General features: G+C 67.3%; 22 protein-coding genes. 4 read left to right on the top strand and 18 right to left on the bottom strand.

Annotated elements, in window-relative coordinates; translation table 11 throughout:
* Nucleotides 1–2: 2 nt before the first annotated feature.
* The 7 genes from ccmB to IB268_RS04335 form a co-directional block, all read right to left on the bottom strand.
* Nucleotides 3–671: a heme exporter protein CcmB gene (gene ccmB / locus IB268_RS04305; protein ID WP_175212656.1), complete on the bottom strand. Its 669-nt coding sequence runs from the start codon at nucleotides 669–671 to the stop codon at nucleotides 3–5.
* Between the two features lie 12 nt (nucleotides 672–683).
* Nucleotides 684–1,298, bottom strand: a complete 615-nt coding sequence (gene ccmA / locus IB268_RS04310; RefSeq protein ID WP_054452093.1) for a cytochrome c biogenesis heme-transporting ATPase CcmA — start codon at nucleotides 1,296–1,298, stop codon at nucleotides 684–686.
* A gap of 189 nt (nucleotides 1,299–1,487) precedes the next feature.
* A complete protein-coding gene (locus IB268_RS04315; protein WP_225591326.1) occupies nucleotides 1,488–2,321 on the bottom strand; it encodes a copper resistance protein B in 834 nt (277 codons plus the stop codon).
* Between the two features lie 218 nt (nucleotides 2,322–2,539).
* Nucleotides 2,540–4,375, bottom strand: a complete 1,836-nt coding sequence (locus IB268_RS04320; protein WP_192329421.1) for a copper resistance system multicopper oxidase — start codon at nucleotides 4,373–4,375, stop codon at nucleotides 2,540–2,542.
* Nucleotides 4,376–4,417: 42 nt separating this feature from the next.
* The gene (locus tag IB268_RS04325) at nucleotides 4,418–4,909 is read right to left on the bottom strand and encodes a plastocyanin/azurin family copper-binding protein (RefSeq protein WP_042795260.1); all 492 of its coding nucleotides are present in this window, start codon (nucleotides 4,907–4,909) and stop codon (nucleotides 4,418–4,420) included.
* 78 nt (nucleotides 4,910–4,987) lie between these two features.
* Nucleotides 4,988–6,370, bottom strand: a complete 1,383-nt coding sequence (locus IB268_RS04330; protein WP_192353883.1) for a heavy metal sensor histidine kinase — start codon at nucleotides 6,368–6,370, stop codon at nucleotides 4,988–4,990.
* The gene (locus IB268_RS04335; protein WP_119450383.1) at nucleotides 6,367–7,041 is read right to left on the bottom strand and encodes a heavy metal response regulator transcription factor; all 675 of its coding nucleotides are present in this window, start codon (nucleotides 7,039–7,041) and stop codon (nucleotides 6,367–6,369) included. Before IB268_RS04335 ends, IB268_RS04330 begins: the two co-directional genes overlap by 4 nt.
* A 286-nt stretch (nucleotides 7,042–7,327) precedes the next feature.
* On the opposite strand from IB268_RS04335, the gene IB268_RS04340 reads away from it, so the two are divergent.
* Nucleotides 7,328–8,470: a glycosyltransferase gene (locus IB268_RS04340; protein ID WP_054452088.1), complete on the top strand. Its 1,143-nt coding sequence runs from the start codon at nucleotides 7,328–7,330 to the stop codon at nucleotides 8,468–8,470.
* A gap of 25 nt (nucleotides 8,471–8,495) precedes the next feature.
* Here the strand turns inward: IB268_RS04340 and IB268_RS31020 are convergent, their stop codons facing one another.
* Nucleotides 8,496–8,618, bottom strand: coding sequence for a putative transporter small subunit (locus tag IB268_RS31020; protein ID WP_225588878.1), 123 nt, complete (start codon nucleotides 8,616–8,618; stop codon nucleotides 8,496–8,498).
* 28 nt (nucleotides 8,619–8,646) lie between these two features.
* Nucleotides 8,647–10,338: a sodium:solute symporter family protein gene (locus tag IB268_RS04345; protein WP_192353884.1), complete on the bottom strand. Its 1,692-nt coding sequence runs from the start codon at nucleotides 10,336–10,338 to the stop codon at nucleotides 8,647–8,649.
* 612 nt (nucleotides 10,339–10,950) lie between these two features.
* On the opposite strand from IB268_RS04345, the gene IB268_RS04350 reads away from it, so the two are divergent.
* Nucleotides 10,951–12,153 carry an amidohydrolase family protein gene (locus IB268_RS04350; RefSeq protein WP_192353885.1) on the top strand — a complete coding sequence of 401 codons (1,203 nt, stop codon included), beginning with the start codon at nucleotides 10,951–10,953 and terminating at the stop codon, nucleotides 12,151–12,153.
* On the opposite strand, the gene IB268_RS04355 is transcribed toward IB268_RS04350, so the two are convergent.
* Nucleotides 12,137–13,009: a LysR family transcriptional regulator gene (locus IB268_RS04355; RefSeq protein ID WP_054452085.1), complete on the bottom strand. Its 873-nt coding sequence runs from the start codon at nucleotides 13,007–13,009 to the stop codon at nucleotides 12,137–12,139. The two genes, IB268_RS04350 and IB268_RS04355, sit on opposite strands and share 17 nt — an antisense overlap.
* 129 nt (nucleotides 13,010–13,138) lie before the next feature.
* Between IB268_RS04355 and IB268_RS04360 the strand changes: the two genes are divergently transcribed.
* Entirely contained in the window at nucleotides 13,139–13,810 is a 672-nt protein-coding gene (locus IB268_RS04360; RefSeq protein ID WP_192353886.1) for an ankyrin repeat domain-containing protein, read from the top strand.
* A gap of 71 nt (nucleotides 13,811–13,881) precedes the next feature.
* On the opposite strand, the gene prpF is transcribed toward IB268_RS04360, so the two are convergent.
* The 8 genes from prpF to IB268_RS04400 form a co-directional block, all read right to left on the bottom strand.
* Complete coding sequence (prpF, locus tag IB268_RS04365) at nucleotides 13,882–15,066, bottom strand: 2-methylaconitate cis-trans isomerase PrpF (protein ID WP_192353887.1); 1,185 nt, start codon at nucleotides 15,064–15,066, stop codon at nucleotides 13,882–13,884.
* A gap of 62 nt (nucleotides 15,067–15,128) precedes the next feature.
* Entirely contained in the window at nucleotides 15,129–17,738 is a 2,610-nt protein-coding gene (gene acnD, locus IB268_RS04370; RefSeq protein ID WP_054452082.1) for a Fe/S-dependent 2-methylisocitrate dehydratase AcnD, read from the bottom strand.
* Complete coding sequence (locus IB268_RS04375; protein WP_054452081.1) at nucleotides 17,735–18,445, bottom strand: GntR family transcriptional regulator; 711 nt, start codon at nucleotides 18,443–18,445, stop codon at nucleotides 17,735–17,737. Before IB268_RS04375 ends, acnD begins: the two co-directional genes overlap by 4 nt.
* A gap of 130 nt (nucleotides 18,446–18,575) precedes the next feature.
* Complete coding sequence (locus IB268_RS04380) at nucleotides 18,576–20,378, bottom strand: NAD(P)/FAD-dependent oxidoreductase (RefSeq protein ID WP_192353888.1); 1,803 nt, start codon at nucleotides 20,376–20,378, stop codon at nucleotides 18,576–18,578.
* 206 nt (nucleotides 20,379–20,584) lie between these two features.
* A complete protein-coding gene (locus tag IB268_RS04385) occupies nucleotides 20,585–22,477 on the bottom strand; it encodes a sigma-54-dependent Fis family transcriptional regulator (protein WP_192353889.1) in 1,893 nt (630 codons plus the stop codon).
* 107 nt (nucleotides 22,478–22,584) lie between these two features.
* Nucleotides 22,585–23,556, bottom strand: coding sequence for a tripartite tricarboxylate transporter substrate binding protein (locus IB268_RS04390; protein WP_054452078.1), 972 nt, complete (start codon nucleotides 23,554–23,556; stop codon nucleotides 22,585–22,587).
* A gap of 31 nt (nucleotides 23,557–23,587) precedes the next feature.
* Nucleotides 23,588–24,376: an alpha/beta fold hydrolase gene (locus IB268_RS04395; protein WP_192353890.1), complete on the bottom strand. Its 789-nt coding sequence runs from the start codon at nucleotides 24,374–24,376 to the stop codon at nucleotides 23,588–23,590.
* Nucleotides 24,373–24,966 carry an amino acid synthesis family protein gene (locus IB268_RS04400; RefSeq protein WP_054452076.1) on the bottom strand — a complete coding sequence of 198 codons (594 nt, stop codon included), beginning with the start codon at nucleotides 24,964–24,966 and terminating at the stop codon, nucleotides 24,373–24,375. Before IB268_RS04400 ends, IB268_RS04395 begins: the two co-directional genes overlap by 4 nt.
* 126 nt (nucleotides 24,967–25,092) lie before the next feature.
* Between IB268_RS04400 and IB268_RS04405 the strand changes: the two genes are divergently transcribed.
* Complete coding sequence (locus IB268_RS04405; protein ID WP_175159912.1) at nucleotides 25,093–26,001, top strand: LysR family transcriptional regulator; 909 nt, start codon at nucleotides 25,093–25,095, stop codon at nucleotides 25,999–26,001.
* Nucleotides 26,002–26,004 lie beyond the last annotated feature (3 nt).

Below are 26,004 nucleotides of genomic sequence, written 5' to 3' on the forward strand. Positions count from 1 at the left end.
CCTCATTCAAGCGAGATGCGTAGGGCGGCGGCCGCGCCCAGCGGCGCGAGGAACAGGGACAAGGCCAGCACGGCGCCCAACAGCGACAGGTGCGCATTCGCGCCCAGGCCGCTTTGCGCTGCCTGCACAGCGCCCGCGCCGAATACCAGAATGGGAATGAAGAGGGGCAGCACCAGCAGGGCCAGCAGCGCGCCGCCGCCGCGCGCGGTCAGGGTGAGCGCCGCGCCTATGGCGCCGATCAGGCCAAGCGCGGGCGTGCCGATGGCCAGGCCCAGCGTCAGGATCAGAAGGGCGGCGGCATCCAGGCCGAATTGCAGGCCCAGCACGGGCGCAAGCAAGGTCAGCGGCAAACCGGACAGCAGCCAGTGGGCCGCTACCTTGCCCAGCACGATCACCGGCAAGGGCGCGGCGGACAGTATCAACTGCTCCAGTGAACCGTCGCGATGGTCTGCCTCGAACAGGCGGCCCAGCGACATCAGGCAGGACAGCAAGGCCGTCACCCAGAGCACGCCTGGCGCAATGGCGCGTAGCGTTTCCGGCTCGGGGCCGACAGCCAGGGGGAACAGGCTGGCGGCCACCAGGAAGAAGGCCAGCGGCGTCAGCGTGTCGCTGGCGCGCCGTTGGGCGATGCGCAGGTCGCGCAGCGCAATGGCTGCGAGCAATTTCGGCATGGAACTCATGCGCTAGGAGCCAAGCCGGATCTGCTTGTGCGCATGGTCCAGCGCGATCGCCTGATGGCTCGTCGCCACGATCGCGCCGCCATCGCGCAGATGGCGATCCATGGCGCGCGCCAGCCACGCGTGAGCGGTGGCGTCCAGGGCGGTCACGGGTTCGTCGAGAATCCAGAGGGGGCGGAATTCGGCAAGCAGGCGGGCGAGGGCCGCCCGCCGCCTCTGGCCAGCCGACAGGGTGCGGATAGGAAGATGCTGCTTGTCGTCGAGTCCTGCCTCGTGCAGCGCGGAGGCAATCGCCGCGGGACGCTCCGCGTGTCCGCTTGCGGCCTGTAGCGCCCGCAGATTCTGGATAGCGCTGAGTTCACCATTGAGGCCGTCGGCATGCCCCAAATAGAAGAACTGGCTGCGATAGTTGCTGCCAAGTTGCGAAATGCCGAGTCCCTGCCACAGCACCTTGCCGCGAGCGGGCTGCGCCAAGCCCGCCAGAATGCGCAGCAGGCTGGTCTTGCCGCTGCCGTTGCGTCCGTGGACGAAGAGGCATTCGCCGGGCGCCACCTGCAAGGCCAGTTGCTTGAACAGCGGGCGCTCCGCGCGCATGCAACCAAGATCCATCGCTTCAAGCATTGCCGCTCCGCCGCTGTGTGGACAAAGGGGCCACTATAGGGAGGCGCGTCTGACCGTCACATTGCTGGCGGTTTACATTCCTGTAATGTTCGGACGGAAACGGCCGTGTTTCAGCACAGATCGCGCGGATGCGGGCGTAGCAGTTGAAAAAGTTCTGGCCGGCGCCGCGAGTTGCGGCGCCGGCGATACTTAGAACCAGATGCGCACGCCGGCCAGGATCGCGCGTTCGGAACGGCTTTCTCCGGCTTCGCTGGCGTAGCTGGCGGTCTTGCCGAACTTGCGTCCGAACGACACGCCGACATACGGGGCGAATTCGCGCGTGACCTCGTAGCGCAGCCGCAAGGAGAACGATGCGTCCGACAGCCCGGAACCCACGCCGCGCGCCTCGTCATTCTTGCCGTTCAGGCTGGCTTCGATTTCAGGCGTCAGGATCAGGCGCTGCGTGAGCAGCAGGTCGTATTCCGCCTTCAGCGCCAGCGCGGTTCTGCCGGATCCGCCGACGTAGCCGGTGATTTCGGTTTCGATGCCGTAGGGCGCCACGCCTTGCACGCCGAACGCCGCCCAGTTGCGCTTCGGTCCCGTGCCGAAATCGCGCCGCGCACCGAGTTGCAGGTCCCAGAACGGCGAGATCGTGTGGCTCCAGAAGGCTTCGATCTTGGCGTCCGTGCTGCCGTTCAGGCGATCGCCTTCGCTTTTTATCCACAGCTTGTTCAGATCGCGGCCGATCCAGAACTGGCCGTCCCATTGCAGGCTGGTCTGTTCGTTGCGGTCGTAGGCGACGCCAAGCTTGTCGAACAGCAGATGGCTGGTGACGACGTTGTCCATCATGTGCGGATGGATGCGGTAGGCGGCGTAGCGCTGCTCCGTGCTGCCGTCGCTGGAGGGCAGGGATCCCACCGGCGGGCCTTTGGGCGGGGATTCGTCCATGCCGGGCATGGCGCCGTGATCCATGCCCGGCATCGAACTGTGATCCATGCCCGGCATCGAGCCGTGGTCCATGCCTTTCATTGAACCGGGGGCCATGCTCTTCGTCGAGGTCGGATTCTGACCCTGCGTCGATCCATGGTTCATGCCAGGCATCGAACTGTGGTCCATGCCTTGCATCGAGCCATGGTCCATGCCGTCCATCGTTCCGGCCGGCGCCTGCGCCTGGGCCAGTCCGGATGCGGCCGCAAGAAGGGCGGCGCCCGCGACGAGCCCGGACCAGTGCATTCTGGATGTCGTTGTTCTCATTATTCCCCCTATTCCACGACGACCGCGCGGAACATGCCGGCCTCCATGTGGAACAGCAAGTGGCAGTGATAGGCCCAGTTGCCGCGCGCGTCCGCGCTAACGCGGTAAGTGAGGCGCTGCGCCGGGTTCAGGCTGATCGTGTGCTTGCGCACCTGGAAATTGCCGTCGGCGGATTCGAGGTCGCTCCACAAGCCATGCAGGTGGATGGGGTGCGTCATCATGGTGTCGTTGACCAGCACGAAGCGCACGCGCTCGCCATACTTGAGCACGATGGGCTTGGCCTCGGTGAACTTCAGCCCGTTGAACGACCACATGTAGCGGTCCATGTTGCCGGTCAGGTGCAGTTCGATCTCGCGAGTCGGCGGGCGGTTGTCCGCGGGTTCGACCATGGAGTGCAGGTCCGCATAGGTCAGCACGCGGCGGCCGTTGTTGCGCAGGCCCACGCCTGGATCGTCCAGCCGGGTCGAAACGATGTCAGGCACCATGGAGTTGGCGGGACTGTACTCGGCGGGGTAGGGATGCTTGACCTCGACCATGCCGCCTTCGTTGCCGCCCGCGCCATGGTTCATGCCTGCCATTCCTGCCATGCCGGCGTGGTCCATGCCGGCCATGGAGCCGTGATTCATGCCGCCCTGAGCGCCATGGTTCATTGCACCCTGAGCGCCGTGGTCCATTCCCCCCGCTTGCGAGCCGCCCATGTCCATACCGGGCATGTCGTGCGCCATGCCCATGTCCATCATGGTCAGCACCTGCACCGGGTCCAGCGCCGGGATCTCGGCCTGCATGCCCTCGCGCGGGGCCAGCGTGCCGCGCGCATAGCCGGAGCGGTCCATGGCCTGCGAAAAGATCGTGTAGGCGCGCTCGTCCTGCGGTTCGACGATGACGTCATAGGTCTCGGCCACGGCGATGCGGAACTCTTCCACCTCCACGGGCCGCACGGCGAGGCCGTCGGCGGCCACCACCGTCATCTTCAGGCCGGGGATGCGCACGTCGAAGTAGGTCATGGCCGACCCGTTGATGAAGCGCAGGCGGATCCGTTCGCCCGGACGGAACAGGCCGGTCCAGTTGCCGGCCGGCGATTTGCCGTTGGTAAGGAAGGTATAGGTTGCGCCCGAGACGTCGGCCAGGTCGGTCTGGTTCATGCGCATCTTCTGCCACATGAGCCGCTCGTTCAGCGCATTCTTCCAGCCGGATTTTTCGGCGTCGTCGATCAGGCTGCCGACGGTGGGCTGGATGTAGTTGTAGTAGTCGGGCATCACCTTGAGCTTGCGGAACACGCTCATGGGATCCTCGTCGGTCCAGTCGGACAACAGCACCACATAGTCGCGGTCCGCGCGCACCGGGTCCGGGCGCTTGGGGTCGATGACGATGGCGCCGTACAGTCCCGTTTGTTCCTGGAAGCCGGAATGGCTGTGATACCAGTACGTGCCGCTTTGCCCCACGTCGAACTGGTACGTGAAGGTTTCGCCGGGCGCGATGCCGGGAAAGCTCAGGCCGGGAACGCCGTCCATGCCGGTGGGCAGGATGATGCCGTGCCAGTGGATCGAGGTGTCTTCGCGCAGGCGGTTGGTGACGCGCAGCGTGACGCGGTCGCCTTCGCGCCAACGCAGCGTGGGCGCGGGCAGCATGCCGTTGACCGTGGTTGCGATGCGGGGAGCGCCAGTGAAATTGGCGGGGCTCTCGCCGATCTCCAGGTTGAACTCGGTGCCCGACAGCACGCTCTGCCGGGCGGCGCCGGCCTGCGCCCAAGAAGACGGGCTCCACAGACCCATGCCGGCCAGCGCGCCGCCCGTGGCCAGGCCCTGCACAAACCGGCGGCGCGGATTCGAAACTGCTCTACTCATGCTCTATCTCCCCGGTAGCCGGACCGGCATCCCGGCAGTGGATTACTTGACGGAAACCGCGCCCTTCATGCCGGCGGGATAGTGTCCGGGCTCCAGGCAGGCGAAGGCGACGGTTCCCGCCTTGTCGAAGGTCCAGACGATGTCGCCGGCCTTGCCCGCTTCCAGGGACACGGAGTTCGGCTCCTCGTGGCGCATGCCCGGGTCCTTGAGCATCATCTGGTAGTGGCTGTTCAGGTCTGCCGTGGTGCCCAGCACCATTTCGTGGCGGATCTTGCCGGAGTTGGTGACCTTGAAACGGATGGTCTCGCCCGCCTTGACGTCGATCTTGTCCGGCGTGAAGCGCATTGCATCCGTCATGTCGACCACGATCGTGCGCGAGACCTTGGCGGGGTTGCCGGGCTTGCCGATGGGGGCGGCGGCGTCATGGCCGCCGCCGTGGCCCGCGCCGTGGCCGGGGGCAGCCATGGCGCCGAAGGAAAGCAAAAAGACGCCCGCGGCCACGGCGCCTTGTGCGAGTTTCACCAGTTTCTTCATGCGTATCCTCTAGACTCGAATTGGGGGTAGGAGGCGCCACTTTAGTGACGCGCTCCACACCGCAACCTGTCGGGAGGATTACTTTCCTGTAATGTTCGGCGTCCGGGACAGCGTGAAGCCGACCTCGGTGCCCTGACCGCCGCAGCGCGCGAACGCGTTGCCGCCGTGCATGCGGGCAATGGCGCGGACGATGGCCAGGCCCAGGCCGTGCCCGTCGGCGCGCCGGCTGCGGGCATCGTCGCCGCGATAGAAGCGGTCGAAGATGCGCGGCAGCGCCTCGGCTGCGATCGGCGCGCCGGGGTTCCTGACCCTGATCTCGATCTCCTCTTGCCGGGTGATGCAATAGAGGTCGATGCCGCGTCCCCGTGGCGTGGCCCGGATGGCGTTGCTGAGCAGGTTGGCGATGGCGCGCCGCAACAGCCGCGGGTTGGCCATCAGGATGGCGGCGCCGTGCGCGGTCATGGACACGCCGGCTTCGTCCAGCGCGGCTTCGTAGTACTCGGCCACGCGGGCGACCTCGCGGCGCACGTCCACTTCCTGCAGGTCCCCCGCTGGTTCGCCGCCGTCGGCGCGGGCCAGGAACAGCATGTCGTTGACCAGCGCCTTCAGCCCTTCCAGCTCCTCCAGGTTGGATTCCAGCACCTCTCGCAGCTCCTGCTCGGAACGGGGGGACGACAGGATGACCTCGGCGCCGCTGATCAGCGTGGCCAGGGGCGTGCGCAGTTCGTGCGCCACGTCGGCGTTGAAGCCTTCCATCTGCTGGTAGGCCGTTTGCACCCGGCCCAGCATGCCGTTGAAGGTATGGGTGAATTCGCGCAGCTCGCGGTCTATGCCCTGTTCCGGCAGGCGCACGGCAAGATTGTCCGGCTGGATCCGGGCGGCCTGCTGGGACAGGCGGCGGATGGGCGACAGTGAGCGCCGCACCGCCCATGCCGACAGCACCAGCGTGGCGCCGACCCAGGTGGCGCAGATCAGGACCAGCGCGGTGGCGAAGGCATACAGGAACTGCGTGCCAGGGCGCAGGTTAACGGCCACGGTGAGCTCGGCCCCCGGCAGCAGCGTGCCTTCCAGCGGCACGCGCAGCCCGCGCATGTTCCAGCCGTCCTGCGAGTGCAGCCTGATCTCGCGCCCGGACAGCGGCCGCACGTCCACGGGCGGCGCCTCGCCGTAGAACACGCTGCCGTCGGCGAGCGTGATCCAGGTCTTGAGATTGCCGTGACCGACCATGATGTTGTCCAGGGCGCCACGCAGATCCTGCATCTGCGCCAGCGTGGTCTGCATGCCGATGAGGTGGTTGATGAGCTCCAGCTTGCCGGCCACCTCGGTGATCTCCTGGCGCTGCACCTCGCGCTTCAAGGCCCAGAACAAGGTGTAGCCGGCGATGCTGGACACCACCAACGCAATGATGCCGAGCAGCAGCGTGAGGCGGATTTCCATCGACGCGATGCGCGGCAGCTTCATTTTTCGCGCAGCTCCAGCACGTAGCCCATGCCGCGCACGGTATGCAGCAGCTTGGTTTCGAACGGGTCGTCTATTTTGGCCCGCAGGCGCCGCACGGCGACTTCGATGACGTTGGTGTCGCTGTCGAAGTTCATGTCCCAGACTTGCTCGGCCAGCACCGTCCGGGACAGCACCTGGCCGTGGCGGCGCAGCATCAGCGTCAGCAGCGTGAATTCCTTGGCGGTCAGGTCCAGGCGCATGCCGCCGCGTTGCGCCTTGCGCCGCGCCAGGTCCATCTCCAGGTCGGCAAGCTTGAGCAGCGTCGACTCCTGCCCGCGGCCGCGGCGCAGCAGGGCCTGGATCCGCGCCAGCAGCTCGGAAAAGGCGAAAGGCTTGACGAGGTAATCGTCCGCGCCGCCTTCCAGGCCGCGCACGCGATCTTCCACCTTGTCGCGGGCGGTCAGCATCAGGACCGGCGTTTCCTTGTGCTTGCGCAGGTCCGCCAGCACGCCGAAACCGTCGACGCCGGGCAGCATAACGTCCAGCACCACCACGTCGTAGTCGCCCTCGATGGCGGCGTGCCGTCCGTCGATACCGTCGCGGGCGATGTCGACCACGTAGTTGTGCTCGGTCAATCCTTTGCGGACGTAGTCCGCGAGCTTTCTTTCATCTTCGATCAAGAGGATACGCATGGGGCGCCTCGCATTCCTTGCACAAATGTAATGAGTCGGTCCGGCTTCTGTAATTGCCGACTGCGTAGAGTTCAGCGTGTCTGCCAAGTTCCCGCTTGGCGGCGCTGAAACACAAGGAGCGATCCGTGAGTGCTCGAAAATCTGTCTCGAAGAGCTTTGAAACGGCCAACGATGAAATTGCCGTTGCGGCGCATTATGCACCTTGCGCGCCGAAACGTGCACGGGGATATGCGCGGATGGCGGCCGCGGGGACCGGTCCGTCCAGGGCCTGAACCGGCGTTGCTCGATGAAGATCCTGTACACCAATTTCCATCGCGGCGATGGGGGCGGGCATACCACGTATGTGCTGTCGCTGGCCGGCGCGCTGCGCGGCGCGCACGATATCGTCGTGGCGGCGCCGCCAGACAGCCGGCTGTTCAAGACGGCCCTGGCGATGCCGGGCGTGCGGGTCGAAGCGCTGGATTTCCGCGGCGGTCTGCTGGCCGCGCTGCCCAATGCACGGCGCCTGCGGCGACTGCTGGTGCAGGAACGCTTCGACATCGCGCACGTCAACGGTTCTGCCGACCATCGTGTGTGCATGCTGGCAGGCTTGGGGCTGGGGGCGGACAGCCCTGCGGTGGTGTATACGCAGCACAACGACCGGATCGCCAGCAGCCTGGGCGCGACGCTGCGCGCCCGGCTGGCGACGGACCGCGTCATCTGTGTGTGCGAGCACACGCGCCGCAAGCTGGCGGGCAGCGCATTCGGGCGCTGCGGCCTGCGCACCGTGCGCAATGGCGTGGACGTGGAGCGGTTCATGCCCCCCGCGCCGCAGGCGAGGGCTGAAGCCCGCCGCCGTTGGCTGCCGGCTGCGCACGCGGGCCGGCTGGTGGTCGGCAGCAATGCAGGCACCGCGGACTACAAGCGCTGGCCGGACATGGTCGAGGCCCTGTCCTTGCTGCCTGTCGAGCTGCGGGCGCGTATCGTCATCATGATCGCTGGCGAGCCTCCCGGCGAACCTCAGCGCCGGCGGGTGCGTGAACTGGGCATGGAAGACCAGGTGATCTTCTCGGGCCTGCTGGACGACGTGCGGTCCTTCGTGGCCGCGCTGGACGTGGGCTTTGTGCTGTCCTCGGAGATGGAGACCATCTCGTTCGCGTGCCGCGAGATGATGGCCATGGGTGTGCCGGTCATCGTCAGCAATGCCGGCGGGCTGGCCGAGAATGTGTATCCCGGGCTGGACGGCTGGGTGGTCCCGGCGCGCACGCCCGAGGCCGTGGCAGGCGTGCTGCGCGAGATCCTGGCGCAACCGCAGCTACTGGGTCCCATGGGGCGCGCGGCGCGGGAAAAGGCAGTGCGGGACTTCGCCCTGTCCCGCTTCGTGGCGGACACGCACGCGGTCTACCTTGAAGCGCAGTCGCAGGCCCAGCGTCCGTTGCGGCTGGCGTGAATGCAACGGCCCCCAGCGTACGGCCTCAGACCATCGCTTTGCCGCTGCGCCTGGCAGCGCGGATGTCCCGCCATAGCGTCACGCACAGCAGCGCCAGGATGAGGGCGGAAATGCCGGGCCACACCAGGAAGTAGAACGTCAACCACATATCAGTCTCCTTGTTGCTTGATGGATGCTCAGCCTTGCGCCGGCTGGATTTCGGGGCGTTGCACGGCGGGTGCGGAAAGGGCGTCCTGGGCTTCCTGGAAGGAAGTCACGCGGTCCGCCAACAGGCTGAAATCGAAGCGCTGCTGGTTGCGCAGGCTGAGACCGGCGCAGACCGTGGCGCTGACGCCGTAGGCGGTCAGCGAGCCCATCAGGACGATGTACTCGCGCAAGGTGCCTACGAACACGGGCAGCATGACCAGCATGCCCAGGGCGCCCACCGCGAGCGCCGCGGGGCGGCCGAAGAAGCCGAACGTCATGAGGCCCAGCACCACGCCGCCGCCGATGGCCGAGCAGATCTCGAAGAACACGGCGACCGCGCCGGTGATGGGTAGCAATTCAAAGCGCACGACGGTGAACAGGATCACGGCGCTGAGCACGGCGCTGACGAAGGCGCGGTTGTCGACGCGGTCCCAGTAGAAGCTGGCGATGACGGGGAAAACGATGGCGCCCCACAGCGCGCCGACGAACACCAGCATGACCAGGATATCCAGGCGCAGGCTGGCGAATATCACGCCTATCATCGTGGCGACGATCATGGTGATGCGGCCCCACCACAGCATGCGGCGCGGATCGGGGCGGCCGCCGGCCAGGTTCTTGGCGTAAACATCAGTCATGACGATGGCAGACAGCGCGGCCAGGTCGGAGTCGGCGGTCGAAGACAGCGAGCCCACCACCAGCAGGAAGAACAGCGCAATGCCGAAGGGCGGCAGGTAGGTCGAGGCCATCTGCGGGATGATGTTGTTCATGTCGCCGTTGGCGGGCTCCAGGCCGACGAAAAGCGCCAGCAGCCCCAGCATGCCCAGTCCGATCACGACGGCGCCATATCCCGCCGTGGCTGTCAGGAACGTGGGCTTGATCAGGTCTTCGCGCACCGCGAACAGGCGCTGGGCGATGGTCTGGTTGCCGATGGCGTAGGCCAGCACGGCCACGAAATAGGGCGCGCCCTGTTCCAGGATGGCGCGGGTGGAATAGAAGTCCGCCTGGTCGGCGCTCAGACGCCACATGTTTTCCGACAGCACGTCGGGTCCGCCCGCGTTGAAGAAGATGAGCGGGATGATGACCACCGCCGCGATGATCATGGCGGCCAGCTGCGCAAAATCCGTCATTACGGAAGTGCGGAATCCCGACCACAGCGTGTACGACAGCACGCCCAGGCCGGCGATGAGCACGCCCTGGATGAAGGTGAGCGGGCTCAGGATCGAGACCAGCGCGCCCGCCGCCGTGAAGTTCACCATCAGGCTGATGCAGCTGCCCACGATGTTCGACACCGCCATGATCATCTGGCTGGAGGTGCCGTGGCGCGCGTGTATGACTTCGGCCAGCGTGTGCGCCTTGGGCGCCAGCTTGCGGAAGCGCTTGCCGAAGGGATAGATGAAGAGAATCATCAGCGCGCCCCAGAAGCCGTAGTGCAAGGGGCCTGACAGGCCGTACTTGTAGCCCGAGGTGGCGCTGGCGTAGAACGATGCGGCCCAGATCCAGGTTGCGATCATGCTGGCGGTGGACAGGCCGAAGCCGACCGCGTTGTTCGACACCATGTAGCCATCGACGTTTTCGTTCTTCTGGCCGATAAGCAGCGACATGAGGAACGTCGCGCCATAGAACCCGACCAGCAGCAGGATGGCGGTGGTGGCGGATAGCTGAAAGAATTCTGTCTCTTGCATCGTCTTCGTCCTTTCTCCTTGACAGCGTGTTCATGACGGACAGTCATGGCTGCATGAAGGCCGTTTCCGCGGGATGCGATGGGCGGCAAACCCCTTTGACGCAGCCGAAACACCAGGCGAGCGGCCGTAGGCGCGATCGCATGCCTGCCCGGCGCGGACGTGACTGGACACGCCCGCGGACGGACAGCAATAAGGCACACCGTATAGGTGTCTTGCCGCCGCATAGCGCAGAACGCTGGTTGCTTTTTTACGTTGCCCGATGCGGCGAGCGATGGTCCTGCCTGGTAAGCAGGAGTTTTGTTCCGCAGCCTTTACGGCTGGGTGTGGGTGTTTCGGCGTTACACGCCGGGCCGCTGTGCGCGGCCGTGTGATGGATGCTTCCAGCGATGTGCATCGCCTGGCTGCATGCGTAATGAACTACAACAGGCGCCAAGTATAGGGACATACCCCGCTCGAGTCCAGCTTGCGTCCGCCAGGCGTGCATGCGCGGGTATCGCGAATCGCATTGGCGGGTATCGCAACACTTAATTGGCCGCCGTGCGCGCCATCCGATAAGGTGTACGCAAGCCCGGGCCATGCGTATGGCATGGCCGCGCAAGACCGAGACGACACATGACAGACCGCGTATACCTCAATGCCGTGGGAGCAGACGGCAATCCCCTATACATGCACGTGCGCGATGGCCGCATCCTGGCGCTGGGCGCCGAGCCGCCCGTCCTGGGCGCGGCGCAGGTGACCGACCTGCGCGGACACCTGGTGCTGCCGGGCTTTGTCGACGGCCATATCCATCTGGACAAGAGTTTCGTCGGCGACCGCTGGCGGCCGCACCGGCCCGCGGACAGCCTGCGCGAACGGCTGGCCATCGAGAAAGAAGAGCTTGCGGCCGCGCCGCCCATCGAGGGGCGCGCCGATGCCCTTATCGCGCAGGCCGCGGCGTTCGGCACGGTGGCGATGCGCTGCCACGTGGACGTAGACGCCACGACCGGCTTGGCGAATCTGCATGCCGTCATGGCGGCGCGCGAGAAATGGCGCGGCATTGTCGATATCGAACTGGTGGCGTTCCCGCAGGCCGGCGTGATGTCCTGTCCGGGCACGCCGCAATGGCTGGAAGCGGCCGTGCGCGAAGGCGCCGGGGTAGTGGGCGGCATCGATCCCTCCACGCTGGACGGCGATGCCGAAGGCCAGCTGGATTGCGTGTTCGGCATCGCTGAGCGGCTGGGCGCCAAGATCGATATCCACCTGCATGAGCCGGGCGAGCAGGGCGTTGCGCAGATTGCGCGCATTGCCGCGCGCGCGCAGGCGCTGGGCCTGGCGGGTCGGGTCGCCATCAGCCACGCCTATGCGCTGGGCGATGTCGGCCAGAGGGCGCTGGAGGATGTGGCGCGTAAGCTGGCCGACGCTGGCGTGGCAATCATGACGAACGCGCCAGGCGACCGGGCCTTTCCGCCGGTATTGGCGCTGCGCGCGGCGGGCGTGCGCGTATTCACGGGCAACGACAACATCCAGGATTGCTGGTGGCCCTATGGCAATGGCGATATGCTGCAGCGCGCAATGCTGATCGGCTACCGCTCGGGCTTCTACACGGACGACGATCTGTTGACGGCCTTGCACATGGCGTCGCATGCGGGCGCGGCGGTGCTGGGCCTGGACGGGTACGGCCTGCAGGTGGGCAATGAAGCGACCTTCGTGGCGCTGCCCGTGCCCAACGGCGCCGCCGCGGTTGCCGCGGTGCCGAGCCAGCGCGCTTTATTCCGCAAGGGCGAACCCGTGGGCGAGGCGGCTCGGGCTTACGCTGGCGTCACGCCGGCGGCGTGACCTGCGCGGCGCGTTGCGTGCAGAAGTCCTGCAGTGCGCGCCGCAGCGCGTGACCCGCGTCGCTGAGCCGCGAGCGCGCATACAGCGACAAGTGCAGACCGCGCGGCGCCGGAAATCCTTCTTCGGGCGTGAGCAGCCGGTGTTCGGCGCTGGCGCAGGCGGCAGGCAGCAGGCTGATCCCCAGTCCCGCGGCGACGGCAGCGCTCAGGCTGGGCAGGCTGGGGCTGGAAAAGCGCACATGCCAGGGCTTGCCGCTGGTTTCCAGCATGGCGGTCATTTCCTGGCGGTACAGCGCGCCGGACGGAAAGGCCACCAGCGGCACGGCGGTGTCGGGCGCGGGCGGCGGCGCATCGCGGGCGGTGATCCAGCACAGGGGTTCGGGCCAGTGCGCATCGCAATCGGCGTCCACTTCCCATTGCTTGACCAGCAGCAGGTCCAGTTCGCCATCGCGGTAGCGCCGCAGCAGCTGATGGCTGAGGCCGCCTTCGACTTCCACGCGCAGGCGCGGATAGGCCGCTTCCACGGCGGCCAGGGTAGGCATCAGCGTGGCGCCCATGAAATCCTCGGGCGCGCCCACGCGCACCACGGCGCTGGCCTGGGCAGCGGCCACGTTTTCGCGCGCCTCCTCAGCCAGCCGCAGGATGCTGCGCGCATAGCCCAGCAGGCGCTCGCCCTCCTCGGTGGGCAGGACATGGCGCTGCGTGCGGTCCAGCAGGCGGCAGCCCAGGTTCTCTTCCAGCCGGATGACGTGCTGGCTGACGGTGGATTGCGTCAGGTGCAGGTGTTCGCTGGCGCGGGTGAAGTTGCCCGTGTCCACGACGGTAAGAAAACTGCGCAGCAGGACGGGATCTAGCATTGGGATGTCCACTCGAATCTATCAAGCCAATTAATTTCATAATACTTGGGCCGGCCGCCATACTTGGAATCTCACGAGGCCGCGAGTCGATTCGGCTTGCCTCAAGCTGTTGATCTGGAGGAAATACCAATGTCTATCTTTCGTGCGGGCCGTCTTTGGCTGGCGGCATTCCTGTTGGGCATGGGGGGCGTGGCCGCGGCCGCGGGCCCGGACACCGCGCTGTTGGCCGCCGCGGGCAATGGCGACGCGGCCCGCGTCAAGCAGCTGCTGGGGCAGGGCGCTGCCGTGGATACGCGCGACGCGGACGGCAATACGCCGCTGCTGCGCGCGACGCAGGGCAATCATGTCGAAGCGGCACGCGTCCTGATCGAGGCCGGCGCCAACGTCAATGCGCAGAACTCGGTCCGCGACAGCGCCTACCTGCTGGCCGGCGCCCGCGGCTATCGCGAGATCCTGGCGCTGACGCTGGCGCACGGCGCTGACCTGAAAAGCACCAACCGCTACGGCGGCACTGCCCTCATTCCCGCATGCGAGCGCGGCCACGTTGAAGTGGTGGACATGTTGCTGCGCGCCGGCGTGGACGCGGACCATGTGAACAACCTGGGTTGGACCGGCCTGCTGGAAGCCGTGATCCTGGGCGATGGCGGCGCGCGTCACCAGGCGATCGTCAAGCGGCTGATCGAAGCCGGCGCCGACGTCAACCTGGCGGACGGCAAGGGCGTGACGCCGCTGCGTCATGCGCGTGAGCGCGGACAGACCGAAGTCGTGCGCCTGTTGGAGGCGGCGGGAGCGAAGGGCTGAGGCGCTGGCGCTGCGTAAAAAAAAGCGGGGCTTGCAAGCCCCGTTCTTCATGCTGGAAACGGCAAGCCGGATCAGAACCCCTCGCGCGGCACGTGGACGCGGCCTTCCATCAGCACGCGGGCGCTGCGGCTCATGATGGCCTTGGTGACCTTCCATTCGCCGTCCACGAGCTGGGCTTCGGCGCCGACGCGCAAGGTGCCGGACGGATGGCCGAAGCAGACATTGTCGCGTTCGCCGCCGCCCGCGGCCAGGTTGACCAGCGTGCCCGGCACCGCCGCCGCTGTGGCAATGGCGACGGACGCGGTGCCCATCATGGCGTGGTGCAGCTTGCCCATGGAGAGCGCGCGCACCAGCACGTCGATGTCGCCCGCGCCGATCTTCTTGCCGCTGGAGGACACGTATTCCTTGGGCGCCGCCACGAAGGCGACCTTGGGCGTGTGCTGGCGGCTGGCGGCCTCTTCCAGCGTCTTGATCAGGCCCATGCGCAGCGCGCCGTGGGCGCGGATGGTCTCGAAGCGCGCCAGCGCGGCGGCGTCGCCGTTGATGTCGTCCTGCAGTTCGGTGCCGCGGTAGCCCAAGGCTTCGGCGTCCAGGAAGATCGTGGGGATGCCGGAGTTGATCATGGTGGCCTTGAACGTGCCGATGCCAGGCACTTCCAGGTCGTCCACCAGCTTGCCGGTGGGGAACATGGAACCGCCGTCGCCTTCCTCGGCCGGGTCCATGAATTCCAGGCGCAGTTCAGCCGCCGGGAAGGTCACGCCGTCCAGTTCGAAGTCGCCGGTTTCCTGCACCGCGCCGGCCGTCATGGGGACGTGCGCGATGATGGTTTTCTGGATGTTGGCCTGCCAGATGCGCACGACGGCGACGCCGTCCTGCGGCACGCGGGCGGGGTCAACCAGGCCGTTGGTGATGGCGAACGGGCCGACGGCGGCGGACAGGTTGCCGCAATTGCCGCTCCAGTCCACGAAGGGCTGGTCGATGGAGACCTGGCCGAACAGGTAGTCCACGTCATGGTCGGGGCGCGTGCTTTTGCCGATGATGACGGTCTTGCTGGTGCTGGAGGTGGCCGCGCCCATGCCGTCGATCTGCTTGCCATAGGGATCGGGGCTGCCGATCACGCGCATGAGCAGCGCGTCGCGCGCGGCGCCGGGCACGCGCGCGGACTCGGGCAGGTCGTCGAGCTTGAAGAACACGCCTTTGCTGGTGCCGCCGCGCATGTAGGTGGCGGCTATCTTGGTCTGGGGAGCATGGGTCATGGGGCAGTCCTGATGATGGGTGTTGGGGCGGGCGCCGCGGCGCCCGTCCCGCCTATGGCGGATCAGCCGGCTTTCTTGTCGGCGCCGGAAGCTTCCAGGAAGTCCTGGGCAAAGCGCTGCAGCACGCCGCCGGCTTCGTAGATCGAGACCTCTTCGGCCGTGTCCAGGCGGCAGGTCACGGGGACTTCGACGGTTTCGCCGTTGCGGCGGTGGATCACCAGCGTCAGGTCGGCGCGCGGCTTGCGCTCGCCGATGACGTCATAGCTTTCGGTGCCGTCCAGGGCCAGCGTCTTGCGGTTCACGCCCGCCTTGAATTCCAGGGGCAGTACGCCCATGCCGATGAGGTTGGTGCGGTGGATGCGTTCGAAGCCTTCGGCGACGATGGCTTCCACGCCAGCCAGGCGCACGCCCTTGGCGGCCCAGTCGCGCGACGAGCCCTGGCCGTAGTCGGCGCCGGCCACGATGATCAGCGGCTGCTTGCGGTCCATGTAGGTTTCGATGGCTTCCCACATGCGCATGACCTTGCCTTCAGGTTCCACGCGGGCCAGCGAGCCTTGCTTCACCGTGCCGTCCGCGTTCTTCACCATTTCGTTGAAGAGCTTGGGGTTGGCAAAGGTGGCGCGTTGCGCGGTGAGGTGGTCGCCGCGGTGGGTGGCGTAGGAGTTGAAGTCCTCTTCGGGCAGGCCCATCTTGTGCAGGTATTCGCCCGCGGCGCTGTCCATCAGGATGGCGTTGGACGGCGACAGGTGGTCGGTGGTGATGTTGTCGCCCAGCACGGCCAGCGGCAGCATGCCGCGCAGCGTGCGCTCGCCTGCCAGCGCGCCTTCCCAGTATGGCGGGCGGCGGATGTAGGTGCTCTGCGCACGCCAGTCGTACAACGGGCTGACGGCGGCCTTGCGGTCGTCCTGGATGCCGAACATGGGGGCGTAGACCTTGCGGAACTGCTCGGGCTTGACCGCCGACTTCACCACGGCGTCGATCTCTTCGTCGCTGGGCCAGATATCCTTGAGACGGATCTCCCGGCCGGCGGCGTCCGTGCCGAGCACGTCGCGCTCGATGTCGAAGCGGATGGTGCCGGCAATGGCATAGGCCACGACCAGCGGCGGCGAGGCCAGGAAGGCCTGCTTGGCATAGGGATGGATGCGGCCGTCGAAGTTGCGGTTACCGGACAGCACGGCGGTGGCGTAGAGGTCGCGATCGATGATTTCCTGCTGGATGACCGGGTCCAGCGCGCCCGACATGCCGTTGCAAGTGGTACAGGCGAAGGCCACGACGCCGAAGCCCAGCTGTTCCAGTTCCGGCGTCAGGCCGGCTTCGTCCAGGTACAGCGAGACGGCCTTGGATCCCGGCGCCAGCGAGCTCTTGACCCAGGGCTTGCGGGTCAGGCCCGCGCGGTTGGCGTTGCGCGCCAACAGGCCGGCGGCGATGACGTTGCGCGGATTGCTGGTGTTGGTGCAGCTGGTGATGGCGGCGATGATCACGGCGCCGTCGGGCATCTGGCCGGGATTGTTTTCCACCACGCCGGAGATGCCGCGCTCGGCCAGGTCGCTGACCGGCAGGCGGCGGTGCGGATTGGACGGACCGGCCAGGGTGCGCACCACGCTGGACAGGTCGAAGCGCAGCACGCGTTCGTATTCGGCCTGCTTCAGGCTGTCGGACCACAGGCCCGTGGTCTTGGCGTAGTTCTCGACCAAGGCGATCTGCTCGTCCTCGCGGCCGGTCAGGCGCAGGTAGTCGATGGTCTGCTGGTCAATCGAGAACATCGCGGCGGTGGCGCCGTACTCGGGCGCCATGTTCGAGATGGTGGCGCGGTCGCCCAGCGTGAGGCTGGCGGCGCCTGCGCCGTAGAACTCCAGGTAGGCGCCCACGACCTTCTCCTTGCGCAGGAATTCGGTCAGGGTCAGCACGATGTCGGTGGCGGTGATGCCGGGCTGCGCGCGGCCGGTGAGTTCCACGCCGATGATGTCGGGCAGGCGCATCCACGAGGCGCGGCCCAGCATGACGTTCTCGGCTTCCAGGCCGCCCACGCCGATGGCGATCACGCCCAGCGCGTCCACGTGCGGCGTGTGGCTGTCGGTGCCGACCAGCGTGTCGGGGAATGCCACGCCGTCCTGCGTGTAGATGACGGGCGACATGCGTTCCAGGTTGATCTGGTGCATGATGCCATTGCCCGGCGGCACGACTTCGATGTTGCGGAAGGCCTGCTTGGTCCAGTCGATGAAATGGAAGCGGTCTTCGTTGCGGCGGTCTTCCACGGCGCGGTTCTTGGCGAAGGCGTCGGGGTCGTCGCCGCCGTATTCCACGGCCAGCGAGTGGTCGACGATCAGCTGCACCGGCACCACCGGATTGACCTTGGCGGGGTCGCCGCCCTTGTCGGCAATGGCGTCGCGCAGGCCGGCCAGGTCGACCAGCGCGGTCTGGCCGAGAATGTCGTGACAGACCACGCGCGCCGGGAACCACGGGAAGTCCAGATCGCGGCGGCGCTCGATCAGCTGCTTCAACGCGTCGGTCAGCATGGCCGGATCGCAACGGCGCACCAGGTTTTCCGCCAGCACGCGCGAGGTGTAGGGCAGGCGGTCGTAGGCCCCGGGCGAGATCGCCTCGACGGCGGCGCGGGTGTCGAAGTAGTCCAGGCGGGTGCCGGGCAGGGGCTTGCGGTAGTTTTGGTTCATGCCTCGGTGCGCTGCAGGTTGCCCTGCGCGATCTGCTGTTCGATGTTGATACGGGATGCGCGGATGTGGCGGCGCATCAGAATTTCAGCCAACTCGCCATCGCCGTCGGCGATGGCATCCAGAATGCGGTGGTGTTCGGCGTAGGCCTGCCGGGGGCGGTTGGGGGTGGTCGAATACTGGATGCGGTACATGCGCGCCAGCTGGTAGAGCTCGTCGCACAGCATGCGGAACAGCATCTGGTTGCCGCTGCCCTTGACGATGCGGTAGTGGAAATCGTAGTCGCCTTCCTGCTGGTAATAGCCCAGCCCGGCCTGGAAGGCTTCATCGCGTTCGTGCGCTTCCAGCACGGCGCGCAGCTCGGCGATTTCCGAGGGCGGCATGCGTTCGGCGGCCAGGCGGCAGGCCATGCCTTCCAGCGATTCGCGGATTTCATAGAGTTCGGACAGTTCCTGCTGCGACAGCGACACCACGCGGGCGCCGGCGTGGGGCACGCGCACCAGCAGCTTCTGGCCTTCCAGGCGGTGCAGGGCCTCGCGCAGCGGGCCGCGGCTGACGCCATGGATGCGGGCCAGCTCGGGCTCGGAAATCTTGCTGCCGGGGGCGATTTCACCCTTGACGATGGCGGACTGGATCTTGCGGAATATGTGTTCCGCAAGCGTCTCGTTGTCGCCGGGGGCGGCGCCGGGCAGGGTCAGCACCTTGCTCATTGTGTTGACAATCTTTCCGCTATGGGAAAAAAAATTCGGAAAAAAGCGCCGTGTGACGAAAGATTGTCAACAATTTACCTCGGCGGCGGGGCGGGCGCAAGCCCGCCCCAATGGGACGCAGGGCGGGCGCCTAGCGCTTGTGGTGCACTTCCTGCAAGCCATAGACCTGCACCGGCACGGCCACCTGCCGCGCCTTCAGCTGCAAGGACAGGTACTGCGAGTAGTGCCGCGACTGGTGCAGGTTGCCGCCATGGAACCAGAGCGCTTCCTGCTGCGTGGGCTTCCACATGTTGCGCTGCTCGCCCTCCCAGGGGCCGGGGTCCTTGGTGGTGTCCGAGCCCAGGCCCCAGCACTTGCCGACCTTGTCCGCGACCTCGCGGTTGATCAGGTCGGCGGCCCAGCCGTTCATCGAGCCGTAGCCGGTGGCATAGACCACCAGGTCAGCCGGCAGGCTGACGCCGGACTTCAGCACCACGGCGTCGCGTGTCAGGTGGCTGACGTCGGTGCGTGACTGCAGCTTGACGCTGCCGTCGATGATCAGATCGCAGGCGCCGACGTCGATGTAGTAGCCGGAGCCGCGCCGCAGGTACTTCATGAACAGGCCCGAACCGTCATCACCCCAGTCCAGCATGAAGCCGGCCTCTTCGAGCTTGGCGTAGAACCCGGCGTCGCGTTCGCGCATCTGGTCGTAGAGCGGGATCTGGAACTGCGCCATGATCTTGTAGGGCAGGGACGCGAAAGTCAGGTCGGCCTTGCGGGTGGTCATGCCGTTGGCCAGCGCCTGCTCCGAATACAGGCCGCCCAGGCCGATGTCCATCAGCGTGTCGGAACGCACGATGTGGGTGGACGAGCGCTGCACCATGGTGACGTTGGCCCCGCCCTCCCACAGCGCCGCGCAGATGTCGTGCGCGGAGTTGTTGGCGCCGATGACGACCACGTTCTTGCCGCGGTAGGCGTCCGGGCCGGGGTGTTGCGAAGAATGCTGCTGTTCGCCCTGGAATTCGTCCTGGCCGGGGAAGGAGGGGACATTGGGCTTGCCGGACATGCCGGTGGCCAGCACCAGCTGCTTGGGCCGCAGTACCACGGGCTTGCCCTCGCGCAACACCGTGACCTCCCATTCCTGTTTCTGCTCGTCGTAACGGGCCGACTGGCAGACGCTGGAGGTCCAGTAGTTGAGCTCCATGATCTTGGTGTACATCTCCAGCCAGTCGCCGATCTTGTCCTTGGGCGCGAAGACGGGCCAGTTCTCGGGAAAGGGGATGTAGGGCAGATGGTCGTACCAGACCGGGTCGTGCAGGCACAGGGACTTGTAGCGCTTTCTCCAGCTGTCGCCGGCGCGTTCGTTCTTTTCGATGATGATGGTCGGCACGTCCAGTTGGCGCAGGCGTGCGCCCAGCGCGATGCCGCCTTGGCCGCCGCCGATGATGAGCACGTAGGGCTGGGTCTGGTAGCCCAGTTCGGCGGCTTCCTGCTCGCGTTTTTCCAGCCAGGTCTGGCGCGTGCGGCTGCTGCCGTGTTCGGCGCCCTTGGGACGGCGCAGGCCGCTGGGTTCCTCGTGCCCCTTGAGTTCGGACATGGTGGTCAGCAGCGTCCAGATCTTGCCGTCCTGGACGCGGATGTGGCCGTAGCCGCGCGCGCGGTTGGTCTCGATCTCGATCCAGCCTTGCAGCAGGCCGGCCTCCTGCGACACGGTTTCCTTCGGATCCAGGCTGAAGCGCACCGGCTCCACTTGCGACAGCTGGTGCTGCAGCATGTCGCGGATCTGGCCATGGCCTTCGAGCGTGCGGATGTTCCAGGTGAACAGCACCAGGTCGCGCCAGTAGCAGTCATCCTGGAACAGGGCCGCGACGCCGTCGATGTCCTTGTTGCCCAGCGCCGTGTTCAGGCGCGTGAGTACGGCGTCCAGGGCGGCGCCGGCTTGATCGGTCTGCATGTCTAGTCTCCTTGCCCGTGGCGGGCGATCGTTGTCGTGGCGGACCGGGACATGGTCCGCTGGCGGCCCCGGCCTGTGCCGGCCGGTGGGCGTCGATAACGATCAAGCAATCGGCATGCCAGCCCTGGCGCGCAGGAGAGCTGGACTGGATGCCGTGGCGCCGCGCCACACCTGTGGCGCAAGGGTGTGGCGCCCGGCCGTGGGCCTCAGGAGCGCGAGGAGACGCCGTGGCGCCGCATCTGGCGATGCACGGTGGAGCGGTCCACGCCCAGGCGCCGCGCCGCTTCGGAGACGTTGCCGCCGCAACTGGCCAGCATGGCGCGCAAGGCCGCCTCTGCGGGGCTGGCGGCGGCCGCCGCGGGCGCCAGTGCGTCGGGCAGGTCGGCGGGTTCGATCACGCCGTTCTCGCACAGCGCGGCGGCGACCGCGATGGCGTTGGCGAGTTCACGGATATTGCCGGGCCAGGCATGCGCCTTCAACGCCATCAGCGCGGCGGGCGCCAGCACGGGGGCGCCGGACTCGTCCTGGTGGCGCGCCAGCAGGCGGGCGATGAGCCATTCCAGGTCCGCACGTTCGCGCAGCGGCGGCACGGTCAGCGTGGCGGCATTGATGCGGTAATAGAGGTCTTCGCGGAAGCGCCCCTCGCGCACCAGGGCGGCCAGGTCGCGGTGCGAGGCCGACACCAGGCACAGGCGCACGGCGCGCGGGGCGTTGGCGCCGATGGGCGTGACCTCGGATTCGGCCAGCACGCGCAAGAGGCGGCTTTGCAGCGCCAGCGGCATGTCGCCGATCTCGTCCAGGAACAGGGTGCCGCCGTCGGATTCCTCGATCAGGCCCTTGCGGCCCTTGGCCGCCGCGCCGGTGTAGGCGCCGGGCAGGTAGCCGAACAGCTCGCTTTCGATCAGCGATTCGGGAATTGCCGCGCAATTCACGGCGACAAAGCGCCCGGCGCGCTGGCTGCTGTCGTGGATGGCGCGGGCCAGGTATTCCTTGCCGACTCCGGTTTCGCCTTGCAGCAGGAGGGGCAGCCCCTGCCGGGCCAGTTTGGCTGCGCGCGTCAGCATGGCCGCCATGCGAGCATCGCCGCCATCCAGGCCGCGCAGCGCGGACGGCGCGCCGCGCACGGCGACCGAGGTTCCGCGCGCGTGCCGGTTGGGCTCGATGGCGTGCGCGAACAGCGCGTTGCCGTCGCGGGCCGCGATCAGGCGTTGCTGCGGCGCATGGGCGCGGGTGTAGCGCGGCAGGTCATCGAGCTGCACGTCGAAGAAACGGGTGACGGGCTGGCCGATCAGGCTGGCGGGATTGCGCCAGTCCAGGCCGGCGGCGCGCGCCAGCAGTTTGGCGCCGGTATGCGTCATGCCCAGGATGCGGCCGGAGCCGTCCAGCGATATCGCGGCCTCCGGGTCCACGTCCAGGAATTCCGGCGAGCGCGCGAAGCGCAGCACCCATTCGTTGCTGGTGCGCGCCATCAGATTGGCCATCTCGATGCGCCGCGTGGTGCTGGTGACCAGGTGCAGCGCCAGGTTCTGGCTGGCTTTCAGGATGGGCGAGCTCAGCAGCGAGATGTCCAGCACGGCCGCGAGTTCGCCGTCGGCGTTGTAGATCGGCGCGGCGGTGCAGGACAGCGGCGTATGGGTGTTGTCGAAGTGGTCGCTCTGGTGGATGGTAAGGGCTTCGCCGCTTTCCAGGCAGGCGCCCACGGCGCAGGTGCCGGCGCGGCGCTCCGACCATTCCGACCCCAGATACAGTCCGGCCTTGCGCAGGCTGGCGGTCTGCTGCGCGTCGCCCAGGAATTCCACGGTGACGCCCTGGCGATCGGCCAGCAGCAGCACGTAGTTCTGGCCGGCGACCTGGCGGAACAGATGGTCCAGGCCGGACCTTGCAATGGAAATCAGCGCTTCGGACTGCTGGCGGTGTTCGCGCAGCCGGCCATCCGGCACGATATAGGCCTCGCAGGCTTGGGCGGGATCCAGCCGGTACTGGTCCAGGCAGCGCAGCCAGCTGCTGACCACGTGCGCGTCGCGCTGGGTGGGGCGGCCCTGGCCGACTTGTTCGATCTCGCGGATATGGGCGGAGTGCAGGGATTCCTGACTAGGCATGTCGTCTCCATGTTGCGCCCGATCTGCGCCGGATCAACGGCCAGCATGCACAGAGGACGACACGCCTGTAAATGCTGGTTATCCAGCATCGGGACGTATGGGGGACGCTACAGGTCGACCTTGACCTTGCCGGCCTGCACCAGCCCCGCCACGTCGCGGATTTCCGCCAGCAACGCCTGTTGCAGCTGCGCGGGCGTGCCGCCGGTGGGCTGGAAGCCCTGTTCGCCCAGCTTGGCGCGCACCGTCTCGGTCTGCAGCGCGCGGTTGATGCCCTGGTTCAGCGCCGCGATGGCGGCTTCCGGAGTGCCGGCCGCGCAATAGGTGCCGAACTGGATCTGCGCCGAGAAGCCGGGGTAACCGCCTTCCGCCACCGTGGGAATGTCGGGGTACTTGGGCAGGCGTTCCGGGCTGGTCACGGCCAGCACGCGCAGGCGTCCGCCTTGCAGATACGGTTCCACCGCTGCGACGGTGGCGACCACCACCTGGATCTGTCCGCCCAGCAGGTCCGTCATCATCGGACCCGTGCCGCGGTAGGGCACGTGCAGCATGTCGATGCCGCAGGCGGCCTGCAGCAATTCGGTGGCCAGATGTTGCGGCGTGGCGTTGCCGGGGGAGCCGAAGGTCAGCCCCTTGGGCTCGCGCTTGGCCTGGGCGACGAGTTCGCCCAGGGTCTTGGCAGGCAGGTCCGCATTGACCGCCACCATGTAGGGCGAACGCGCAATCGGGCAGACCGGCGCCAGTTGCTTGAGCACGTCCTCGGGCGGCTTGGCGTAGTAGCGCACCGACGGCACCAGGCCGGCAAACAGCAGCACGCTGCCATCCTTGGCGCCGTTGGCGGTGTAGTCGGCGCCCAGCATGCCGCTGGCGCCGGGTTTGTTCTCGACCACTACCGGGCGGTCCAGCGCGCCTTCCAGCGTGGCGGCGATCACTCGGCCCAGCACGTCGGTGCCGCCGCCGGGCGGGAAGGGCACGATGACGCGCAAAGGGGCTTCGCGCGCGCTGGCGGCGCCGCCGAGCGCGGCGCCCAGCGGCGTGAGCGCCAGGGCCGCCATGTTCTTCAGGATGGTTCTGCGATTCATATTGTTTGTCTCCGTATCCACTCTACGCGGGCTAGGCCGCGCTTGGCGCGCCGGCAGCCGGCAGAAAAAATCCATGCAGCGCCGCCGCCACGATGGCCGGTTCCTCCACCGGCAGCATGTGTCGCTGGCCTGGCACCACCTGCGCCTGCGCATGGGGCAGCGCTTCGGCCAGTTCCCGTGTCATGCGCGGGGTCGAGCCGACGTCCAGTTCGCCGGTCAGCGCCAGCGCGGGACAGGCGATGTCTGGCGCGGCCTGCGCCAGGATCGGGTCGCCCTGCGCGAACACGCGGTAAGCGGCCAGGAAGCTGGCGCGGTCGTTGTCCAGCAGGCGCTGGCCGATGCTGGCCACGCGCTCGGGACGCCGGGCCTGGAACGCGGGCGTGAACCAGCGCTGCAGCGAGACCTGGGCCGCGGCTGCGGGATCCTGCGTGGCCGCTGCTTCCAGCCGCGCCAGCACGGCGCGCGTTTCGTCCGCGCTGCGGCGGAACACCGTGCTCAACAAGGCCAGGCGAGTGACGCGCTGCGGGCGGGCGGCGGCATAGGCGCCCGCGACCAAGCCGCCCATGGAATAGCCCAGCAGATTGGCGCTTTGCCAGCCGGCGCGATCCAGTTCCGCGTCCAGCTGCGCGATGTAGTCCTGCACCGTCACCCCATCGGCGACGGCGGGGGCGCGGCCATGGCCCAGCATGTCGTAGCGCAGCACCTCGAAATGCGGCTCCAGCAGCGGCGTCAGATCGTCCCACAAGGTGTGGTCCAGGCCGACGCCATGCAGCAGCACCAGCGGCGCGCCGCGGCCCGATCGGCGAAAATGCGCGCTCATTTGGCCTGCGCCTCGCGTTCCAGTTCCTGCAGGTCGGAATAGCGGTTGCCGATCCGGTGATGCGGACGGCCCGAGGTCGCCGCGCCCAGGGCGATCACGATTTCGTCGGGGGCGGGCGCGTCGTTGATGGTGGTCTGCACGGTCAGATAGTGCGAGCGCAGGCCTTCGTCGAGCTTGTGCATCAGCGGCACGGTGATCACGCAGCCGGGGCCGCCGCGCATATTGGTAAAGCTCAGGTAGCTGGTGCCGCCAACCGCGCCGCGATAGGCGTTGCCGAAGCGCAGGGTGTGGATCAGCGCCGAGGCGTGTTCGACTTCGCCGGCCGTGCCCACGACCGCGGCCTTGCCATAGGCTTCAACCTGGTCGGCCGAGCCGGCCTGACGCAGGATTTCCGCGACCAGCAGCTCGCCCAGCGGCGGCGCGGCTTCCAGGATCTTGGGGCGCAGGTCTTCCTGGAACGGCTGGCCGGCCCAGGGATTGCGGATCACGGCCGCGGCGATGACCATCACCAGCGGGCGCTCGGCGGCGCGACCGCCTTCGATCAGGGTTTTTTCCACATAGCTGACTACCTTGCGCACTTGCAAAGACATAACCGCTGCTCCAGTACCTGTAGGAATGAAAGACGCGGCCATTGTTGAAGGCAAGGCGGAGTTTTGACAATCCAAATTAACTCAAGTTAATTTCGGAAAATCCGAATTTTCTGCAGCCCTGAAGCCATGTCCGCGCCCTTGAAGATCCAGCATCTGCGCCAGTTTCTGTTGGCGGCCGACCACGGCAGTTTCCGTCTGGCGGCCGAAGGCACATTCCGTTCGCAGGCGGCCGTGTCGGCGGCCATGCAGGATCTTGAGCAGCAGCTGGGCGCGCCGCTGTTCGAACCCGGCAAGCGCGCGCAGCTCACGCCCCTGGGTATCGCCGTGGCTCCGTTATTCCGCGAACTGCTGTCCACCCACGACCGGGTGCTGGACGCGGCGCGTCAGTTCGGCCTGGGCAGCCAGGGACCGGTATCGCTGGCGGTGATGCCGTCGCTGGCCGACGAGTGGCTGCCGCGTTTGCTGGAGCGCTATGCGCGCAGCCACCCCGCGATCCGCATCCGCGCCGTCGACGAGTCCTCGCAAGACGTGCACCGGCTGGTGCTGAGCGGTGAGGTGCAGGTAGGGGTGGCAGGGCAGGTGCCGCGCACGGCGGAAGTGGCATTCGCGCCGGTGGCGCGCGACGCGTTCGGCCTGGTGTGCCGCAAGAGCCATCCGCTGGCGCGGCGGCGCGGCCCCGTGCCCTGGTCGGCGTTGGCGGGCGAGCGCCTGATAGGCAATGCCACCTTCGACACGCTGAAGAACCGGCAACTGGGCAGCGCCATCGAGGACCCGTTCATGGTGGTGTCGAACCGCGCGTCGCTCCTGGCCAGCGTGGTCAGCGGGCTGGGCGTGACGGTGCTGCCGGTGCTGGCGCGGCCGGCCGCCGCGACCGGACTGGCCTTCGTGCCGCTGGCCGAACCCACAGTCGAGCGCATCGTCGGCGTGCTGACCCGCAAGGAAGAAACGCTGCTGCCGTCGGTGGCGGCCATGCATGCGCTGGCCCTGCGTTCCCTGGCCCAGTTCACGCGCCGCAAGGGCGCGATCCTGGTGTAACGG

It is taken from the genome of Achromobacter sp. ACM01 (genome assembly GCF_014851745.1).
GTDB classification, from domain to species: Bacteria; Pseudomonadota; Gammaproteobacteria; order Burkholderiales; family Burkholderiaceae_B; genus Achromobacter; species Achromobacter aegrifaciens.

Bases quoted from the DNA above. Each gene is read 5' to 3' on its own strand.
- ccmB (WP_175212656.1), bottom strand. From the start codon at position 671: ATGCCGAAATTGCTCGCAGCCATTGCGCTGCGCGACCTGCGCATCGCC.
- ccmA (WP_054452093.1), bottom strand. From the start codon at position 1,298: ATGCTTGAAGCGATGGATCTTGGTTGCATGCGCGCGGAGCGCCCGCTG.
- IB268_RS04315 (WP_225591326.1), bottom strand. From the start codon at position 2,321: ATGGCCCCCGGTTCAATGAAAGGCATGGACCACGGCTCGATGCCGGGC.
- IB268_RS04320 (WP_192329421.1), bottom strand. From the start codon at position 4,375: ATGAGTAGAGCAGTTTCGAATCCGCGCCGCCGGTTTGTGCAGGGCCTG.
- IB268_RS04325 (WP_042795260.1), bottom strand. From the start codon at position 4,909: ATGAAGAAACTGGTGAAACTCGCACAAGGCGCCGTGGCCGCGGGCGTC.
- IB268_RS04330 (WP_192353883.1), bottom strand. From the start codon at position 6,370: ATGAAGCTGCCGCGCATCGCGTCGATGGAAATCCGCCTCACGCTGCTG.
- IB268_RS04335 (WP_119450383.1), bottom strand. From the start codon at position 7,041: ATGCGTATCCTCTTGATCGAAGATGAAAGAAAGCTCGCGGACTACGTC.
- IB268_RS04340 (WP_054452088.1), top strand. From the start codon at position 7,328: ATGAAGATCCTGTACACCAATTTCCATCGCGGCGATGGGGGCGGGCAT.
- IB268_RS31020 (WP_225588878.1), bottom strand. From the start codon at position 8,618: ATGTGGTTGACGTTCTACTTCCTGGTGTGGCCCGGCATTTCCGCCCTC.
- IB268_RS04345 (WP_192353884.1), bottom strand. From the start codon at position 10,338: ATGCAAGAGACAGAATTCTTTCAGCTATCCGCCACCACCGCCATCCTG.
- IB268_RS04350 (WP_192353885.1), top strand. From the start codon at position 10,951: ATGACAGACCGCGTATACCTCAATGCCGTGGGAGCAGACGGCAATCCC.
- IB268_RS04355 (WP_054452085.1), bottom strand. From the start codon at position 13,009: ATGCTAGATCCCGTCCTGCTGCGCAGTTTTCTTACCGTCGTGGACACG.
- IB268_RS04360 (WP_192353886.1), top strand. From the start codon at position 13,139: ATGTCTATCTTTCGTGCGGGCCGTCTTTGGCTGGCGGCATTCCTGTTG.
- prpF (WP_192353887.1), bottom strand. From the start codon at position 15,066: ATGACCCATGCTCCCCAGACCAAGATAGCCGCCACCTACATGCGCGGC.
- acnD (WP_054452082.1), bottom strand. From the start codon at position 17,738: ATGAACCAAAACTACCGCAAGCCCCTGCCCGGCACCCGCCTGGACTAC.
- IB268_RS04375 (WP_054452081.1), bottom strand. From the start codon at position 18,445: ATGAGCAAGGTGCTGACCCTGCCCGGCGCCGCCCCCGGCGACAACGAG.
- IB268_RS04380 (WP_192353888.1), bottom strand. From the start codon at position 20,378: ATGCAGACCGATCAAGCCGGCGCCGCCCTGGACGCCGTACTCACGCGC.
- IB268_RS04385 (WP_192353889.1), bottom strand. From the start codon at position 22,477: ATGCCTAGTCAGGAATCCCTGCACTCCGCCCATATCCGCGAGATCGAA.
- IB268_RS04390 (WP_054452078.1), bottom strand. From the start codon at position 23,556: ATGAATCGCAGAACCATCCTGAAGAACATGGCGGCCCTGGCGCTCACG.
- IB268_RS04395 (WP_192353890.1), bottom strand. From the start codon at position 24,376: ATGAGCGCGCATTTTCGCCGATCGGGCCGCGGCGCGCCGCTGGTGCTG.
- IB268_RS04400 (WP_054452076.1), bottom strand. From the start codon at position 24,966: ATGTCTTTGCAAGTGCGCAAGGTAGTCAGCTATGTGGAAAAAACCCTG.
- IB268_RS04405 (WP_175159912.1), top strand. From the start codon at position 25,093: ATGTCCGCGCCCTTGAAGATCCAGCATCTGCGCCAGTTTCTGTTGGCG.